This is a genomic window from Oceanobacillus bengalensis (assembly GCF_003628445.1).
In the GTDB taxonomy this organism is placed as follows: domain Bacteria; phylum Bacillota; class Bacilli; order Bacillales; family Amphibacillaceae; genus Oceanobacillus; species Oceanobacillus bengalensis.
Window position 1 is genome coordinate 91,002 of record NZ_RBZO01000002.1, and the last position, 17,268, is coordinate 108,269.

Below are 17,268 nucleotides of genomic sequence, written 5' to 3' on the forward strand. Positions count from 1 at the left end.
AGATGGTGTAGAACTTACATTATAATGGTTAGGGGGATTTTCACATGAAAAAAAGCTTATTAGCGGTATTATTTGCAATGGTCCTTGCTCTGGCAGCATGTGGTGGCGGAGATGACGAAGGGGCTTCAGAAGAACCAGCTGATACTGGCGATACTGCAACAGAAGAACCAGCAGATGAAGGCACTGACGATGCTGCTGAAGGTGGTACAGTAGATACGGCTGCTGGTGAGGAAGTATACGCAAATAGCTGTGCAATGTGTCATGGTGCTGATCTTTCAGGCGGTGCAGGTCCTAATTTAACAAAAGCTGGATCAAAATACTCAGCAGAAGATATTGCTGATATCGTTACAAACGGTAAGGGAACGATGCAGCCTCAACCAGTTGAAGGTGAAGATTTAGATAACCTATCAGCATGGTTAGCTGAACAAAAATAACATTAACTTTGAAAGGGCTTGTTTCGCTTGTATGCGAGATAAGCTTTTTTTCATTCTCTGATAATGTGTTTTTGAAAAGTCCGCTGTATTTTGTGATATTCTCCTTTTAGTTGTGTTACTTCACAGTTGATATAAAATGCGCAGTAAGTGCTTTGTTGATTTCCACTCCGGGCAGCCAGTACGCGCACCTTAGGGCACGGCCTCAGCCTCCAAAGAAGCAAAGAGCGCTTCTTCTGGAGTCTTCGGACATGTGCTTTTCCCGCAGGAGTCGACTGCCCTCCGCTACAATCAACCATCATTATACAGTAATCATATTGCAAAATTGAATAATGCAAACCCAGTGGAGGAAACATACGTAGACTCCTGCAGGAGGAGAGGCCTAGATGAGACACCGTAGTGCGTCAGCACGAAGGGGGCTCATCAGCCGCCTGCGGAAAGCGAAGTGTGTTTCCGGAACGACGTACTTCTCACTATACTGAATTAAAGAAATCAACACTTTATATCTTTTATGACAAAACAGCCTTTCTATAACAAACCTCTCATAATTTCAATCATTTTACATAATTACCATCAATGAAACATAAATGTAATAATATTTGTCTAAAAATCTTGGCGAAAAATGTTATAATGGAAAAAGATTGACGAAAAACCACATCTATTTTATAAAATGTGTGGTAATTATTCATCATTTGACAGAAGTTCGTGTAAGTAAAACTATTTATAAAGGTGATTATTTTATGATAGAAATGGAAAATGTATATAAAACGTATCCAAATGGAGTTACAGCTCTAAACGGAGTGAACGTAAAAATAGATCAAGGTGAATTTGTATACATTGTTGGTCCCAGTGGAGCTGGTAAATCGACATTTGTTAAATTAATGTACCGTGAAGAAAAACCTTCAAGTGGAAAAATTATGATTAATAATTATGATTTAATGGAAATAAAAGAAAAAGAGATTCCCTTCTTTCGCAGAAATGTCGGTGTAGTGTTCCAGGATTTTAAATTATTACCGAAAATGACAATTTATGAAAATATCGCATTTGCACTTGAGGTTATTGAAGAATCTCCCCGCAATATCCGTAAACGTGTGATGGAAGTTCTAGAAACGGTTGGTTTAAAAAACAAAGCACGATTTACTCCGAATGAGCTATCTGGTGGAGAGCAACAGCGTGTATCCATTGCACGTGCAATTATTAATCATCCCAAGATTGTAATTGCAGACGAGCCTACAGGGAATTTAGATCCAGAAACATCTTTAGAGATTATGAAAACATTTGAATCGATAAATGCAAGTGGTACAACCGTTCTGATGGCAACACATAGTAAATCTATCGTTAATAGATTTAAGAAAAGAGTTATAGCTATCGAAAGCGGACTAATCGTTAGAGATGAACATCGAGGAGAATACGGTTATGAAGTTTAGAACCTTAACACGTCATTTAAAAGTTGGTAGTAAGAATATTATACGAAATGGATGGATGACAGTAGCGTCAATTGGTGCTGTAACGACAACTTTGATTTTAGTGGCTGCATTTCTTGCATTAATGTTAAACCTTAATGAAATGGCTGTAAACATTGAAGATGATGTTGAGATAAAAACGTTAATCGACCTTACAGCAACAGAGGAAGATGTTCTCGCTTTAGGGGAACAACTCAAACAAATAGATGGTGTGGATACGGTTGTGTTCTCGTCAAATGATGAGGAACTTGAAAGTCTAATATCAGGCATGGGTGATCAAGGTAATGCTTGGCAAATGTTTGAACAAGATAATCCGCTAAATCATGTTTATGTTGTTCGAGCAACTGATCCTCAAAACACTGAAACAATTGCAAACGAAATTACTGCACTTAACCATGTCGATAGAGTAGTGTTTGGTAAAGATGTTGTTGAGCAGTTGTTCCAATTTAATAATTATGCTAGAACAATAGGGTTGGTACTAATTGTTGCGCTCGTATTTACGGCAATTTTCCTGATTTCCAATACAATCAAAATTACAATTATGGCACGTAGTACGGAAATTGGAATTATGAAGTTAGTGGGAGCGACAAATGGTTTTATTCGATGGCCATTCTTTATTGAAGGATTACTGCTTGGGGTTTTAGGATCTGTAATACCGATAATTAGTATATTAGTAGGATACTATTATTTGGATTCGAGCGTATCAGGATCAATATCCTTTAGCTTTGTAGAAATTCTACCTTTTAACCCATTTGCTTGGCAACTTGCACTAATCGTTATAGCAATTGGAGCAATTATTGGTGTATGGGGTAGTGTGATGAGTGTGCGTAAATTCTTAAAAGTATAATGAAGCATTACGAGAACAAACCTTTTAATACACATATAGCCTAGTAAACTCGCTTCGTATTTAGGAGTCTACTAGGCTAATATGGTGGTACATAACAGAATGACTCGATTTATTTTAAAGCGGAAGAAGGGATGAACAAGATGAAAAAGGGTTTTATTTTTTTGTTAACGACAGTGATAATACTCACTTCTGCTAGTTCAACAGGCATTGTCTCTGCTGAATCATTAAATGAAATTAACGAAAATATTAAAGAAGTAGAAAAAGAAAAAGAAGCACTTGAACAAGAGAAACAACAAATTGAAGAAAAACAATCAGATGTTGAAAACAATAAGGCTGACACAAACAAAAAGATAGAAGAAAATCAAGGAAAACAAAAAACAGTTAAAGAAGAAATCAATGATATTGACCAACAATTAACAACTACAAAAAATGATATTGCAACGAAAGAAAATGAAATAGAAGCAACAAATAAGGAAATAGAAGATTTAAAGAATCAAATAGAGGAATTAAAGAAAGAGATTAAAGCATTAGAAGAAAAGATTAAAAAACGAGATGCCCTTTTGAAAGATCGCTTGCGCTCCATTCAACAAAATGGTGGAGATATGAAATATATGGAAGTTATCTTTGGTGCAAAGAGCTTTGGTGATTTTATTAGTAGAACAATTTCTGTAACAACTATTATGGGACAAGATAAAGACATTATGGAACAACAGGCTCAAGATAAAAAAGTGCTTGAAGCAAATAAAGAAGAAGTTGAAACGAAGAAGATAGAAGTAGAAGATAATAAAGTTGCTTTAGAAGCACAAAAAGAAGAGTTAATAGCATTAAAAAAGCAATTAGATGAACAGATGGCTGAAAGAGAAACATTAATGGCGCAGTTAGAGGAAGAAGAAGCACATTTAGAAGAGATTATCTTAAGTTATGAAGAAGAGCAATCAGTATTAAATGCGGAGGCTGCCGCAAAGCAAAAGGCATTGGCGTTAGCTGAAAGTAAAAAAGGTGATCTAGAACAACTTGCAAAAGAAGAAAAAGAAAGACAAGAAGCTGCAAATAAGGCGGCAGAATCAAATAATTCTAGTGAACCAACTACACAAGCTTCCACTGGAAATCCAAATGGAATTTTTATCTTGCCAGCAAATGGAAGAATCTCTTCCCATTACGGGATGAGATTTCATCCAATTCATAACGTAAATAGACTTCATGCTGGAACGGACTTTGCTGTTGGTACTGGAACAACATTAGTTGCACCTGCTGACGGGGTTGTTTTCCGGGCGGGATGGCTTGGTAGCTTTGGTAATGTCATTATGATTTCGCATAATATTAATGGACAAAGCTATACAACGGTCTCTGCACATTTAAGCCGAGTGAATGTATCAGTTGGTCAGGTAGTTTCACAAGGGCAAGCAATTGGTGCAACTGGTAATACAGGAGGCTCAACTGGACCGCATCTGCACTTCGAAGTGCATCTTGGCGGATATGGAAATCCAGTAAATCCACTCCCATATTTGAAATAAGATCGAATAAACATAGCTGATATACTCCTAAAAGTTGGACGGACGGAAAAATCTAACTTTTAGGGGTATTTTTATTGATTGGATTTATAATTGAATTAAGTGTGGATGAAGCAGAGCTGTATAATCTAGGAAACGAGTGTATATTCTGAGAAGCGAGCGTATATCCTGAGAAACGCGCGAATATCCTGAGAAGAAAGCGTATATCCCGAGAAACGAGCGAATATCCCGAGAAGAAAATAAATATCCGGAGAAACAATCATATATCCCAAGAAGAAAATATATATCCTGAGAAGCGAGCGTATATCCCGAGAAGAAAATAAATATCCTGAGAAGCGAGCGTATATCTCGAGAAGAAAATAAATATCCTGAGAAGCGAGCGTATATCCCGAGAAGAAAGCATATATCCCGAGAAACAATCATATATCCCGAGAAGATAACAAATACTCCAAGAAGTAGCTTAATATACTATTCAGTTCACACAAGAAAGCTGTTACAATGCCTTTTTTCGAAATTTACAGGTAAAATCATGGTCAGTTGGAAGAGATAATGGTATGCTTTTCTATATTAAACTGAAAATAATTGGCTAAATAAACTGAGGTGGAAAAATGAATTTGAAAAAGTCGCAAATTGTGCTTATACTCATTGCAGCTCTATTGTTAGGTTTTGCTGGTGCATTTACTGGTGTAAAGTTAGCAGAACCAAATGAAGCTGTTTCAGAACAATTATCGAGCAATATCGGTGAAGAAAGTGATGATCCAAAAAAGCAAAATGATACGGAACTACCAAGTAATTTAATGAAAATTGCACAGGCCTATACATTAATACAAAATAATTATATTGAGGATACTCCAGATAAACAATTAATTGAGGGTGCTATTGAAGGGATGCTTACAACACTTGAAGACCCGCATAGTTCTTACATGGATGTAGAAGTAATGGATCAATTTAACGAACAAATTGAATCATCGTTTGAAGGTATTGGTGCTGAGGTGAGCATGGTAAATGGGGTCGTTACAATCGTTGCACCAATTAAAGATTCACCAGCTGAAAAATCAGGTTTACGCCCAAATGATCAAGTATTAACAGTAGATGGAGAAAGTTTACAAGGATTGAATTTAAATGAAGCCGTTGCAAAGATTCGTGGGGAAAAAGGTTCTGAAGTTGTGTTAGAGATTGTACGTGCAGATGCAACAGAACCGTTTGAAGTAACCATTGTTCGCGATGAGATACCTGTTGAAACAGTTTATAGTGAAGTAGAAACAGTAGAAGGAAAACAAACTGGAGTCATTGAGATTACAAATTTCTCTGAGCAAACTTTTACAGAATTTGAAACACAGCTTAATGCCTTAGAAGATGAGGGGATTGAAGGATTAGTAATCGATGTCCGTGGAAATCCGGGTGGCCTTCTAAACGTTATCGAAGAGATGTTAGGATTATTTGTTCCGGAAGATACGCCATATTTACAAATTGAGGATGCCAATGGAAATAAAACACCACTCTATTCCAAGCTTTCAGAGAAGAAAGGGTATCCAGTAAGTGTTCTAATTGATGAAGGTAGTGCATCGGCTTCTGAAATTTTAGCCGTTGCAATGAAGGAAATGGGTTATGATGTCGTTGGTAAAACAAGTTACGGGAAAGGTACGGTACAACAGGCTGTTCCAATGGGAGATGGAAGCTCCATTAAGTTAACAACAAATAAATGGCTTTCACCAAATGGAGAATGGATAAATGAAGTCGGTGTTGAACCAACAATAGAAGCGAGTCAGCCAGATTATTACTATGCGAACCCAATTATTATTGAAGAGCCGTTGGAATATGATCAATCAGACGATTCAATTGAAAACATGCAAGTGATGTTAGATGGATTGGGTTATGATACAGGTAGGATGGATGGCTATTTCAGTAAAGAAACAGAAGAGGCCGTTAGAGCATTCCAAACGGATAATGAAATAGAGGCTACTGGAGTTGTGGATAAGAAAACAGCAGGTTTGATAGAGGCGAAAGTTGTCGAAACAATCCGCAATGGAGAGAATGACAGTCAATTGGAAATTGCATTAGAAGAGCTTTACAAATAGCCAATATAGCCCGGGAAATATAATAAATGCGAAAAGGAAATTTTGTAAGGAAACTTGCAGAATTTCCTTTTTTAATCGAAATATGTCTAAACGAGTTGTTTTTGATAATTGGATGTCAGAAATTTGCTGTCCCATTTTTACTAGACTTTTTGAACATCTTCTATAAATATTTGGTATACTTATACTATCAAGCAGGAGAAAGCTTTGCGAATATCGAATAATGTTATTTAGGTAAAGTAAAACTTCTTAATTGGCGCAGAATTCACTTCGCATCTGTGTGTATGGAAGGTGATTTAAATGATAGAACAATGGTTGGTTGAAGTAGGAAAAGGTATAGGAAGGTTATTTTTAAATCCATTGGTTTATTGGGCTATCTTTTTAGTTTTGTTTGCTGGATTAAAAAGAATAAAAAAGGAAAGACAAGATTTTGGTTCGAAAGTCTTTGATATATTCTCAGAATGGAAGCATACTTGGGGAATTTCACTCATTGCAGGTTTACTTATTTCCGTCGTTTCTTTGGCGTCTGGAATGGTTTTTACTTATGAAACCTTCATACTATTAAGCGTTGTAATAATTCTTCTTAGTTTGACCCTAAACTTTAGTACGCTTTCAGCTGCTTACACGATAGGTATTACGTATCTTTTGTTATTAGTTTTACCATTATTGATGGGAAATCAAACGATATTAAATGAGAATTTATTTTCAAAATCTAATTTTACAGCTTTGTCTATTTTGCTAGGATTATTTTTAGTTGTTGAATCGTATCTCATTCGAGGTACTAAGAGAAATGGGTCGTTTCCTAGTTTGACGTTAAGTAGTCGTGGAATTTGGATTGGACAACATCGAGTGAAAAGAGTAGCATTTATTCCTTTTTTTACTTTCATACCAACTGGAATGATTGGTCCATTTGAACCTTACTGGCCAACTCTGTCGATGGGAGAAGAATCGTTTAGTTTACTTCTTTTTCCGTTTTTGATTGGTACGGACTTTCTTGTTAGAGGGCGTTTGCCAAAGCTGGCTGCAAAACACCTAGCAAATGCTATCCTTTTATTAGCATTGTTCGTAACGGTAATTGCCTTCACGAGTATGATACTTCCTTGGTTATCCGTTGTTGCTATCTTACTAGCTATCATTGGAAAAGAATATATTCGGTATCGTTTTCGTGTGGGAGATCTAGGAAGAACACCTTATTTTCATCCAGAAAATGATGGCCTTAAAATACTAAGTATCATTCCTGGGACAACTGCTGAACGATTGGATGTTTTTGTTGGGGAAACGATCGTAAAAGTAAATGGTAGGAAAATTAATAATGAGGATGAATTTTACATTGCTTTACATGATAGTGGTGCATATTTTAAATTAGATGTCCTAGATGATTCAAGTGAAGTGCGCTTCGTACAAGGAGCAATGTATGAAGGAGACCACCATGAGTTAGGCTTCGTGTTTGCTGACAAGCCATATCGAATGGATAAGAAAAAGGCAAATTAAACAAAAAGACTCCTATCAGGTAGATAGGAGTCTTTTTGTAGAGTTTATGGGTAAAATAATAGGATGAAAGAAAGCTCATTCGTAGTTGTTGTTATCGATATAAACTTCTGCGTAAGTGCTTTGTTGATTTCCGCTACGTGCAGTACGCTTTCCGCGGGCACGGCTTCAGCCCTCCTCGCGAGCAAAGACCGCTCACTGCGGGGTCTTCAGACACGTGCTTTTCCCGCAGGAGTCGACTGCCCTCCACTCCAATCAACTATTTTATCAGTGCTAAACTATGACATTATTTGAGTAGAGAGCAATATGTAGTGGAGGAAAGACACGTAGACTTCTGGAGCGACCTAGATGAGACACCGTAGTGCGTTAGCACGAAGAAGGCTCATCAGCCGCCCTAAGGTGCGCGAAGTGTGTTTCCGGAACGGCTGTTTAAGACTATCCTTAATTAAAGAAATCAACAGTTTATACATTTTGCGTAGTAAATGAAATAATCCAATAGTAATCAACTTGAAGAAAAATAGAATATTCGTTCGTAATTCTGTTAATATAGAACAATAGTATGGTAAAATAAAGGAAGAAGTTTTGAACGGAGGCGAGAGCATGGATAATAAATTTGAACTTGTATCAAAGTATCAGCCTGCTGGTGATCAACCACAAGCGATTGAAGAAATTACAAATAATATTCTAGCTGGTAAAAGACATCAAACACTCCTTGGTGCAACAGGTACTGGTAAGACATTTACGATTTCGAATGTAGTGAAAGAGGTAAATAAGCCAACGTTAGTCATTGCACATAACAAAACACTTGCAGGCCAATTGTATAGTGAATTTAAGGAGTTTTTCCCGAATAATGCAGTAGAATACTTTGTTAGTTACTATGATTATTTCCAACCAGAAGCATATGTACCATCTACAGATACATTTATTGAGAAGGACGCTAGTATTAATGACGAGATAGATAAATTGCGTCACTCTGCAACATCTTCCTTGTTTGAACGAAAAGATGTATTAATTGTTTCTAGTGTTTCTTGTATATATGGTTTAGGTTCTCCTGAAGAATATGGAAATCAAGTTCTCTCGTTAAGGATGGGAATGGAAAAAGACCGTGATAGGTTATTACGGGATTTGGTGGATATACAATATGATAGAAATGATATGAATTTTCAGCGTGGTACATTCCGCGTACGTGGAGATTCAGTCGAGATTATTCCAGCATCACGAGAAGAACACTGTGTTCGTGTAGAATTTTTTGGTGATGAAATTGATCGAATACGTGAAGTTGATGCTCTAACAGGTGAAATCATTGGAGATAGAGAGCATGTAGCAATTTTCCCAGCTTCCCACTTCGTAACTGGTGAAGAGAAAATGAAAATTGCAATTAAAAATATCGAAAAAGAGTTGGAAGAGAGATTAACAGCATTACGTTCGGAAAATAAGCTACTTGAAGCACAACGGTTAGAGCAGCGAACAAACTATGATTTAGAAATGATGCGGGAAATGGGATTTTGTTCTGGTATAGAAAATTATTCGCGTCATTTAACCTTAAGAGAAGCTGGAGCTACACCATATACATTGCTTGATTATTTTCCAGAGGATTCATTAATTGTTATTGATGAGTCGCATGTTACCTTGCCGCAAATTAGAGGAATGTATAATGGTGACCAAGCTAGAAAACAAGTATTAGTCGATTATGGTTTCAGGCTTCCTTCAGCATTGGATAATCGACCACTAACATTTGATGAATTTGATAAAAAAGCTAACCAGCTTGTTTTCGTATCTGCCACACCTGGGCCATATGAATTGGAACATACGCCGCAAATGACGGAGCAAATTATACGTCCGACTGGCTTATTGGATCCAGAGATTGAAGTTCGTCCAATAGATGGGCAAATCGACAATTTAATAGGAGAAATTAATAAACGGGCAGATCGTAATGAGCGTGTCTTAGTCACAACATTAACAAAGAAAATGTCGGAGGATCTAACAGATTATTTAAAAGAAATCGGTATAAAAGTTGCCTACTTGCATTCTGAGATTAAAACATTAGAACGAATAGAAGTTATTCGAGACCTAAGAGTTGGGAAGTATGATGTATTAATCGGAATTAATTTACTTCGGGAAGGTATAGATATTCCAGAAGTTTCACTTGTAGCAATTCTAGATGCAGATAAAGAAGGATTCCTCCGTTCCGAACGTTCGTTAATTCAAACAATTGGTCGTGCTGCACGTAATGCAAACGGACAAGTCATTATGTATGCGGATAAAGTCACAGACTCGATGCAAAAGGCAATTGATGAAACGTATCGTAGACGGGAAAAGCAAATTGCTTATAATAAAGAACATGATATTACACCAAAAACGATTATTAAAGAGGTTCGCGATGTGATTCGTGCGACCGTAGCAGCAGAAGACACTGAAAAATATGAAGGAAAAACAAAGAGCCTAGGATCATTATCGAAAGAAGAAAAAGTAAAAGTGATCGAACAAATGGAAAAAGAAATGAAGGAAGCTGCAAAAGCGCTTGACTTTGAAAAAGCAGCAGAGCTTCGTGACATTATATTTGAATTAAAAGCGGGAGCGTGATTAAGCAATGTCTACGAAATATATAAATATACAGGGAGCGAGAGCACATAATTTAAAAAATATTAACTTAAAAGTCCCTAAAAATAAACTTGTTGTCGTTACTGGACTGTCTGGATCTGGTAAATCATCTCTAGCTTTTGATACGATTTATGCAGAGGGGCAGCGCAGATATGTTGAATCACTCTCTGCTTATGCAAGACAATTTTTAGGTCAAATGGACAAACCAGATGTCGATGCCATTGATGGGCTTTCCCCTGCAATCGCAATTGACCAAAAGACAACAAGCAAAAATCCTAGGTCAACCGTTGGAACGGTAACAGAAATCTATGATTACTTACGTCTACTCTTTGCAAGAGCTGGACGACCGATATGTCCGAAACATGGAGTTGAAATTACGTCACAAACCATACAGCAAATGGTTGATCGAATGATGGATTATCCTGAACGAACAAAAATGCAACTATTAGCCCCTGTTATTTCTGGGCGAAAGGGCGAGCATGTAAAGGTTCTTGAAACGCTTAAACAAGAAGGATTTGTTCGTATTCGCGTTGACAAGGAAATGATGGAAGTAACAGATGAAATTAAATTGGACAAGAACAAAAAGCATTCCATTGAGGTTGTGGTGGATCGAATTGTCGTGAAACCAGGGATAGAGGGAAGATTAAGCGACTCTCTTGAGACTGCGCTTAGCTTAGGTGAAGGAAATGTTATTGTTGATGTAATGGGCGAAGAAGAGCTAATTTTTAGTGAAAATCATGCATGTCCAATCTGTGGATTCTCCATTGGGAAGTTGGAGCCAAGGTTATTTTCGTTTAACAGTCCTTTCGGTGCTTGTACATCCTGTGATGGTATAGGTACCAAACAAGAGGTTGACCTTGATTTAGTCATACCAGATTGGGAGAAATCGTTAAATGAAGGTGCCATTGCCCCTTGGGAACCAATTAGCTCAAAATACTACCCACAACTATTGAAAAGTGTTTGTGACCATTTTCATATCGATATGGATACGCCTGTTAAGGACCTTCCGAAAGATCAGTTAGATAAGATTTTATATGGAAGTGGTAAGGAAAAAATTCATTTTCATTATAAGAATGACTGGGGAAAAATACATGACACCGATATTATATTTGAAGGTGTATTAAATAATATTAACAGACGTTTCAATGAAACTTCCTCTGATTATACGCGTGAAGTGTTAGAAAAATATATGGCAGTAAAGAAATGTCCAAAATGTAAGGGACACCGTCTAAAAGAAGAAGCTTTAGCAGTGAGAATTGATGGATTACATATCACAAATGTCACGGAATTCTCCGTGATTAAAGCAATAGAATTTTTTAACAATGTGAGTTTAACGGAGAAAGAAAGACAAATTGCAAAATTGATTTTAAAGGAAATTAACAATCGTCTGGAGTTCTTAAACAATGTTGGCTTAGAATACCTCAATTTGTCAAGAGCAGCTGGTACGCTTTCTGGTGGGGAGGCACAGCGCATACGATTAGCAACACAAATTGGTTCTGCATTAACTGGTGTCCTATATGTACTGGATGAGCCATCAATTGGCCTCCACCAACGAGATAATGATCGGTTAATTGATACATTGAAACGGATGCGGGATATGGATAATTCCCTAATCGTTGTTGAACATGACGAAGATACGATGCTTGCCGCAGATTGGCTCATTGATATTGGTCCAGGTGCTGGTGAACATGGTGGAGAAGTGATCGCAAGTGATACACCAAAGAATGTGATGAAAAATGAACTTTCGATTACTGGGAAATATCTATCAGGAAAGGCATTTATCCCTTTGCCAACGAAAAGAAGAAAAGCAGACAAACGTTATATTGAAGTCATTGGTGCAACGGAAAATAATTTAAAGAATGTATCCGTAAAAATTCCAATCGGGTTAATGACAGTCGTTACAGGCGTTTCTGGTTCTGGAAAAAGTACTTTAGTAAATGAAATCATTTATAAAACAATGTCAAAAGAGCTATATCGTGCAAAACACAAACCTGGTAAATATAAAGCGCTAAAAGGCCTGGAACATATTGATAAGGTAATCGACATTGATCAATCACCAATTGGTCGTACACCACGTTCGAATCCTGCTACATATACAGGTGTGTTTGATGATATCCGTGATGTTTTTACCCAGACAAATGAAGCGAAAGTTCGTGGATATAAAAAAGGACGTTTTAGCTTCAATGTGAAAGGTGGGCGCTGTGAGGCATGTCGTGGAGATGGAATCATCAAAATTGAGATGCATTTCTTACCTGATGTGTATGTCCCATGTGAAGTGTGTCATGGCCAACGTTACAACCGAGAAACCCTAGAAGTTAAATATAAAGGGAAAAGCATTTCAGATGTGCTAGATATGCGAGTAGAAGAGGCGTTAGAATTCTTTGCGCTGATTCCTAAAATTAAGCGAAAAATCCAAACGATTGCAGATGTTGGGTTAGGGTATGTTAAGCTTGGCCAACCAGCTACAACCTTATCTGGTGGAGAAGCGCAACGCGTTAAATTGGCAAGTGAGCTGCATAAGCGTTCTACTGGAAAAACGTTTTATATATTAGATGAACCAACAACAGGACTACATGCGGATGATATTAAACGTCTGTTATCTGTCCTGCAAAGACTTGCTGATAATGGTGATTCGGTATTGATTATTGAGCATAATTTAGATGTGATAAAATCGGCTGATCATATCATTGATTTAGGACCAGAAGGTGGCGATCAAGGTGGGACAATTGTTGCTACAGGTACTCCCGAAAAAATTGCCGAAGCAGCAGACATTTCTTATACCGGCCGCTATTTAAAGAGTGTTTTGGAACGAGATAGGAAGCGAATGGAGAAATTCGTTGCTGAGAAGGAGACAGTAAGATAGAACAGATGCAGCAAACCATGAGGCGTATGGTTTGCTGTTTTTTTATAAGAAGGAGTGTGTGCTCCTAATCGTACAATGCTTATTACACTATGTTTACTGCTTTATATATTGAGTTTACCACTCATAAATCTGGATATTCATGTAAGAGGATGCCCCATCGCCAGTAAAAGTGCAATCATTAATCAAATATCTCCAAAGCAGTATATAATTTTTGACTAAAATTCACCTGTTAGGTAGAGTGAAATTACTAGGTATTGGAGGAAAGCTTATGAAACCGATTGAAGTGGAAAAGGTTCAACAAATGCTAGATATATTTAAAGATAAAGAAGTCTATGTCCATTTGGAAACAACAAATGGGGCATATGCAAGCCATGTAAATAATGCGGCCTACAATGTTGGAGCATTTATACGAAATGCGAAAGTTTTCTATAATCAAGCCAAAATAGTAGGTGATGGAAAGTCATATCGTGTTGGTCTAAAAATGGAAATGGGCTGGATTTATGCGGAAGGCTTAACGGATTGGGTCATACACGAAAATGAGCAATTATTAATGGCTGGGCATGATCGCGAAGGACGCTTAATGGTTTCACTAGAAATTAGTGAAAAACCATTTAGGTACTAAATGTATTCTGGATTCTAACGTTTAAGGAATGGTGATAAGATGGAAAGTCATGTTGTAGTTATATTCCCGCATCCAGATGATGAATCATTTGGGGCGGCTGGTACGATTGCTAAATTTCGAGCGCAGGGTGTTCCGGTAACCTATTTATGTGGTACGTTAGGTGAAATGGGAAGAAATATGGGGAATCCCACCTTTGCAAATAGAGAAACACTGCAAGCTGTTAGGAAAAAAGAATTAATTAATGCTTGCAATATCTTGGATGTGAAGTTAGAAATGTTAGGATATCGTGATAAGACGATTGAATTTGAGGATAGAATGCAAGTAGCGAATCATCTAAAAGAATATTTAGATAGAATTAAACCAAGTCTAGTCATCACGCATTATCCTGAATACGCTGTTCATCCTGATCATAATGCATTAGGAGCGGCTACGATTGAAGCGGTACGATTGATTGAACCTGACGAGCGTCCTGTAGTTTGGGCACAGGGTTTTTCAAGAAATACGTTAGAAGATTTAGGAAACCCTGATATAGTGAATGACATTAGTGATTTTTATGATAAGAAAGTAGAAGCTATCTTCGCACATGCTTCACAAGCACAGGGAGTAATCAGGCAACAACAAAATAACCCTGATGAGCAAATGGATATAAAAGAATTAGCGAAGAAGAATTTAAGTGATGAAGTCTTTTATACGTGGGAATTTTAATCGACTTTGTCGTAAGTGAATCTTTATACAATGATAAAACGTATATAAACTAGAGATTAAAAGGGAGGAAGCTATATGAAGCGTCTGTATAGGTCTACATCAAATCGCATGTTGTCTGGAGTATTAGGTGGTTTGGGAGAATTCTTTAACATCGATGCAACGATTTTGCGTTTGATATTTGTTATCCTGTTAATTCCTAGTTTTTTCACATTTTTAATTGTTTATTTGGTAGCAGTATTTATTATTCCTAATGATGTGGATATCTATTAAAATAGCTGCTGTTTAATAAGATTTAATGAGTAGTTGATATAAAATGCGACGTAAATTTAAAGAGATTTGCTTAATCACGCCGTTCCGGAAACACACTTCGCGCACCTTAGGGCGGCTGGTGAGCCTCCTCCGTGCTAAGGCACTACGTAGTCTCACCTAGGCCTATCCTCCCGCAGGAGTCTGCGTGTGTTTCCTCCACTACTAATTGCTCTTTACTCAAATAAATCATGGTTTAGCACTATTATCATAGTTGATTGGAGCGGAGGGCAGCCAGTCGACTCCTGCGGGAAAAGCACGTGTCCGAAGACTCCAGAAGAAGCGTTCTTTGCTTCTTTGGAGGCTGAGGCCGTGCCCTAAGGTGCGCGTACTGGCTGCCCGGAGCGGAAATCAACAAAGCACTTATTGCGCATTTTATATCAATTGTAGAGATAAACCAGTAGAGTTATTAAAACAATCTAAAAATAATTCCCAAGTAAAACTCGTAGGTGTATCGCCTACGAGTTTTGTGCTACAATGAATAGCAGTTAGCGTAGTTAAAGGAGGACTTAAATTTCCTATGGGTTCAATGGTACGTACAAAAGATTTATTAGACAATTTTAATTTAACCCTTGTTGCGGGAGAAGATGGTGTACATAGAGAAATTATTACGAGTGATATTTCACGTCCAGGGATTGAAATGACTGGATATTTTAAATATTATCCGAAAGAACGTTTGCAATTAATTGGAAAAACAGAAATGACTTATTTCTTAGACCTCACAGAAGAGGAAAAGCGAATAAGGGCCGAGAAGTTATGTACCGATGTGACTCCTGGAATTGTAATCTCGAGAGGCATGGCCGTTCCGAATGCTTTAATTGAAGCGGCTGATAAAGCAGGTGTTCCTATCCTATTATCACCGAGAAAAACGACACGTGTCATTAGTAGGTTAACTAATTATTTGGAAGCAAAATTCGCTCCGTTTACTGCAGTGCATGGTGTACTTGTTGATATCTATGGTGTTGGGGTACTAATTACCGGGCAAAGTGGTGTTGGTAAAAGTGAAACAGCATTGGAATTAGTAAAGCGTGGTCACCGTCTTGTTGCGGATGATAGTGTGGAAATTAGACAAGAGGACTATGATACGCTAATTGGTAATTCACCTCCGTTAATAGAACATATGCTGGAAATTCGTGGGTTAGGGATTATTAATGTAATGACTCTTTTTGGTGCTGGTGCAGTTCGGAGTCATAAGAAAATTTCCATGACAGTTAATTTAGAAATTTGGGATTCCAAAAAACAATACGATCGTCTCGGTTTGGACGAAGACACGATGAAAATCATGGATGTTTCCTTGCAGAAAGTAACGATTCCTGTCAGGCCAGGACGAAATCTTGCTGTAATTATTGAAGTTGCTGCGATGAATTTCCGTTTGAAACGGATGGGTGTTAATGCTGCCGAGGAATTTTCAGAGCGATTGACAAATATGATTGAAGGACCGAAAGAAGACTAAGAGAAGAGTGGGGTTAGATCATGTTATATACTGCACCATTAGACCGAGTTTTTCTAGAAATCGGTCCACTAACAATTTATTGGTATGGAGTAATCATTGCAACTGGTGCTGCACTAGGATTATGGATAGCGATGAAAGAAGCTGACCGCTTACGTTTGAATAAGGATTTAATCATTGACTTTATCGTCTTCGCAGTTCCAATTGCCATTATTTTTGCGCGTATTTATTACGTTATTTTTGAATGGCACCGTTACGTAGAGGGTCCGTTTTGGAAGGTATTTGCCATCTGGGAAGGTGGCATAGCCATTCATGGAGCGGTTATCGGTGGTGTGCTGACAGCGATTGTTTTTTCTCGTGTTAGAAAAATTCAATTTTGGCAGTTAGCTGATATCATTGCTCCAGCACTTATTTTGGGTCAGGCAATTGGTCGCTGGGGAAATTTCATGAACCAGGAAGCACATGGTGGCGCCCTACCTGATGGATCTGTTGTTTATGATATTGTCCCAGACTTTATTATCAATCAGATGACAATTGATGGGATAACGTATCATCCAACTTTTTTATATGAGTCAATTTGGAATGTTCTTATTTTAGTATTGTTACTTGTATTACGGAGATTTAATCCAATTCGGGGCGAAGTGTTCTTAACGTATCTCATTGGTTACTCGATTGGAAGATACTTCATTGAAGGATTGCGCACAGATAGTCTGTATGTTTTTGGGGAAGTTCGGACAGCGCAGCTAATCTCTATCATAAGTATTGTTGTTGCAATCATTATCATTATTTATCGTAGAAGAACAACCAAGGTAAGGTATAATGATTTGCCACCATCGAAGAAGAAAGTATCAGCAAAAAATAAAAAGAAGAATAAAAAGCGAAAATAAGTATGTAAGGGGGGGATAG

The 17,268-nt window shown here is 37.6% G+C and carries 13 protein-coding genes; all 13 read left to right on the top strand.

Features of this window, described 5'->3' with window-relative positions:
* Positions 1-44 precede the first annotated feature (44 nt).
* The 13 genes from cccB (at position 45) to lgt (ending at position 17,249) form a co-directional block, all read left to right on the top strand.
* Entirely contained in the window at positions 45-434 is a 390-nt protein-coding gene (gene cccB / locus D8M05_RS02140; protein WP_121128191.1) for a cytochrome c551, read from the top strand.
* 737 nt (positions 435-1,171) lie between these two features.
* Positions 1,172-1,858, top strand: a complete 687-nt coding sequence (gene ftsE, locus D8M05_RS02150) for a cell division ATP-binding protein FtsE (RefSeq protein ID WP_121128195.1) — start codon at positions 1,172-1,174, stop codon at positions 1,856-1,858.
* Positions 1,848-2,741 carry a permease-like cell division protein FtsX gene (ftsX, locus tag D8M05_RS02155; RefSeq protein ID WP_121128197.1) on the top strand — a complete coding sequence of 298 codons (894 nt, stop codon included), beginning with the start codon at positions 1,848-1,850 and terminating at the stop codon, positions 2,739-2,741. The genes ftsE and ftsX overlap by 11 nt, the downstream gene beginning before the upstream one ends.
* A gap of 140 nt (positions 2,742-2,881) precedes the next feature.
* A complete protein-coding gene (locus tag D8M05_RS02160; protein ID WP_121128199.1) occupies positions 2,882-4,255 on the top strand; it encodes a murein hydrolase activator EnvC family protein in 1,374 nt (457 codons plus the stop codon).
* Between the two features lie 605 nt (positions 4,256-4,860).
* On the top strand, positions 4,861-6,330 hold the full coding sequence (locus tag D8M05_RS02165) for a S41 family peptidase (protein WP_121128201.1): 1,470 nt from the start codon (positions 4,861-4,863) through the stop codon (positions 6,328-6,330).
* A gap of 297 nt (positions 6,331-6,627) precedes the next feature.
* On the top strand, positions 6,628-7,818 hold the full coding sequence (locus D8M05_RS02175; RefSeq protein ID WP_121128205.1) for a S1C family serine protease: 1,191 nt from the start codon (positions 6,628-6,630) through the stop codon (positions 7,816-7,818).
* 597 nt (positions 7,819-8,415) lie between these two features.
* Positions 8,416-10,398, top strand: coding sequence for an excinuclease ABC subunit UvrB (gene uvrB / locus D8M05_RS02180; RefSeq protein ID WP_121128207.1), 1,983 nt, complete (start codon positions 8,416-8,418; stop codon positions 10,396-10,398).
* 7 nt (positions 10,399-10,405) lie between these two features.
* A complete protein-coding gene (uvrA, locus tag D8M05_RS02185; RefSeq protein ID WP_121128210.1) occupies positions 10,406-13,279 on the top strand; it encodes an excinuclease ABC subunit UvrA in 2,874 nt (957 codons plus the stop codon).
* A 268-nt stretch (positions 13,280-13,547) separates the two neighbouring features.
* On the top strand, positions 13,548-13,901 hold the full coding sequence (locus tag D8M05_RS02190) for a YojF family protein (RefSeq protein ID WP_121128212.1): 354 nt from the start codon (positions 13,548-13,550) through the stop codon (positions 13,899-13,901).
* Between the two features lie 39 nt (positions 13,902-13,940).
* A complete protein-coding gene (gene bshB2 / locus D8M05_RS02195; RefSeq protein WP_121128214.1) occupies positions 13,941-14,606 on the top strand; it encodes a bacillithiol biosynthesis deacetylase BshB2 in 666 nt (221 codons plus the stop codon).
* 75 nt (positions 14,607-14,681) lie between these two features.
* Positions 14,682-14,876 carry a PspC domain-containing protein gene (locus D8M05_RS02200; protein ID WP_121128216.1) on the top strand — a complete coding sequence of 65 codons (195 nt, stop codon included), beginning with the start codon at positions 14,682-14,684 and terminating at the stop codon, positions 14,874-14,876.
* A 556-nt stretch (positions 14,877-15,432) separates the two neighbouring features.
* Complete coding sequence (gene hprK / locus D8M05_RS02205; RefSeq protein WP_121128218.1) at positions 15,433-16,365, top strand: HPr(Ser) kinase/phosphatase; 933 nt, start codon at positions 15,433-15,435, stop codon at positions 16,363-16,365.
* Positions 16,366-16,385: 20 nt separating this feature from the next.
* The gene (lgt, locus tag D8M05_RS02210; RefSeq protein WP_121128220.1) at positions 16,386-17,249 is read left to right on the top strand and encodes a prolipoprotein diacylglyceryl transferase; all 864 of its coding nucleotides are present in this window, start codon (positions 16,386-16,388) and stop codon (positions 17,247-17,249) included.
* The last annotated feature ends 19 nt before the right edge of the window (positions 17,250-17,268 follow it).

What these genes read in the sequence shown, in the direction of transcription:
- cccB (WP_121128191.1), top strand. Translation starts at nt 45, where the DNA reads ATGAAAAAAAGCTTATTAGCGGTATTATTTGCAATGGTCCTTGCTCTG.
- ftsE (WP_121128195.1), top strand. Translation starts at nt 1,172, where the DNA reads ATGATAGAAATGGAAAATGTATATAAAACGTATCCAAATGGAGTTACA.
- ftsX (WP_121128197.1), top strand. Translation starts at nt 1,848, where the DNA reads ATGAAGTTTAGAACCTTAACACGTCATTTAAAAGTTGGTAGTAAGAAT.
- D8M05_RS02160 (WP_121128199.1), top strand. Translation starts at nt 2,882, where the DNA reads ATGAAAAAGGGTTTTATTTTTTTGTTAACGACAGTGATAATACTCACT.
- D8M05_RS02165 (WP_121128201.1), top strand. Translation starts at nt 4,861, where the DNA reads ATGAATTTGAAAAAGTCGCAAATTGTGCTTATACTCATTGCAGCTCTA.
- D8M05_RS02175 (WP_121128205.1), top strand. Translation starts at nt 6,628, where the DNA reads ATGATAGAACAATGGTTGGTTGAAGTAGGAAAAGGTATAGGAAGGTTA.
- uvrB (WP_121128207.1), top strand. Translation starts at nt 8,416, where the DNA reads ATGGATAATAAATTTGAACTTGTATCAAAGTATCAGCCTGCTGGTGAT.
- uvrA (WP_121128210.1), top strand. Translation starts at nt 10,406, where the DNA reads ATGTCTACGAAATATATAAATATACAGGGAGCGAGAGCACATAATTTA.
- D8M05_RS02190 (WP_121128212.1), top strand. Translation starts at nt 13,548, where the DNA reads ATGAAACCGATTGAAGTGGAAAAGGTTCAACAAATGCTAGATATATTT.
- bshB2 (WP_121128214.1), top strand. Translation starts at nt 13,941, where the DNA reads ATGGAAAGTCATGTTGTAGTTATATTCCCGCATCCAGATGATGAATCA.
- D8M05_RS02200 (WP_121128216.1), top strand. Translation starts at nt 14,682, where the DNA reads ATGAAGCGTCTGTATAGGTCTACATCAAATCGCATGTTGTCTGGAGTA.
- hprK (WP_121128218.1), top strand. Translation starts at nt 15,433, where the DNA reads ATGGGTTCAATGGTACGTACAAAAGATTTATTAGACAATTTTAATTTA.
- lgt (WP_121128220.1), top strand. Translation starts at nt 16,386, where the DNA reads ATGTTATATACTGCACCATTAGACCGAGTTTTTCTAGAAATCGGTCCA.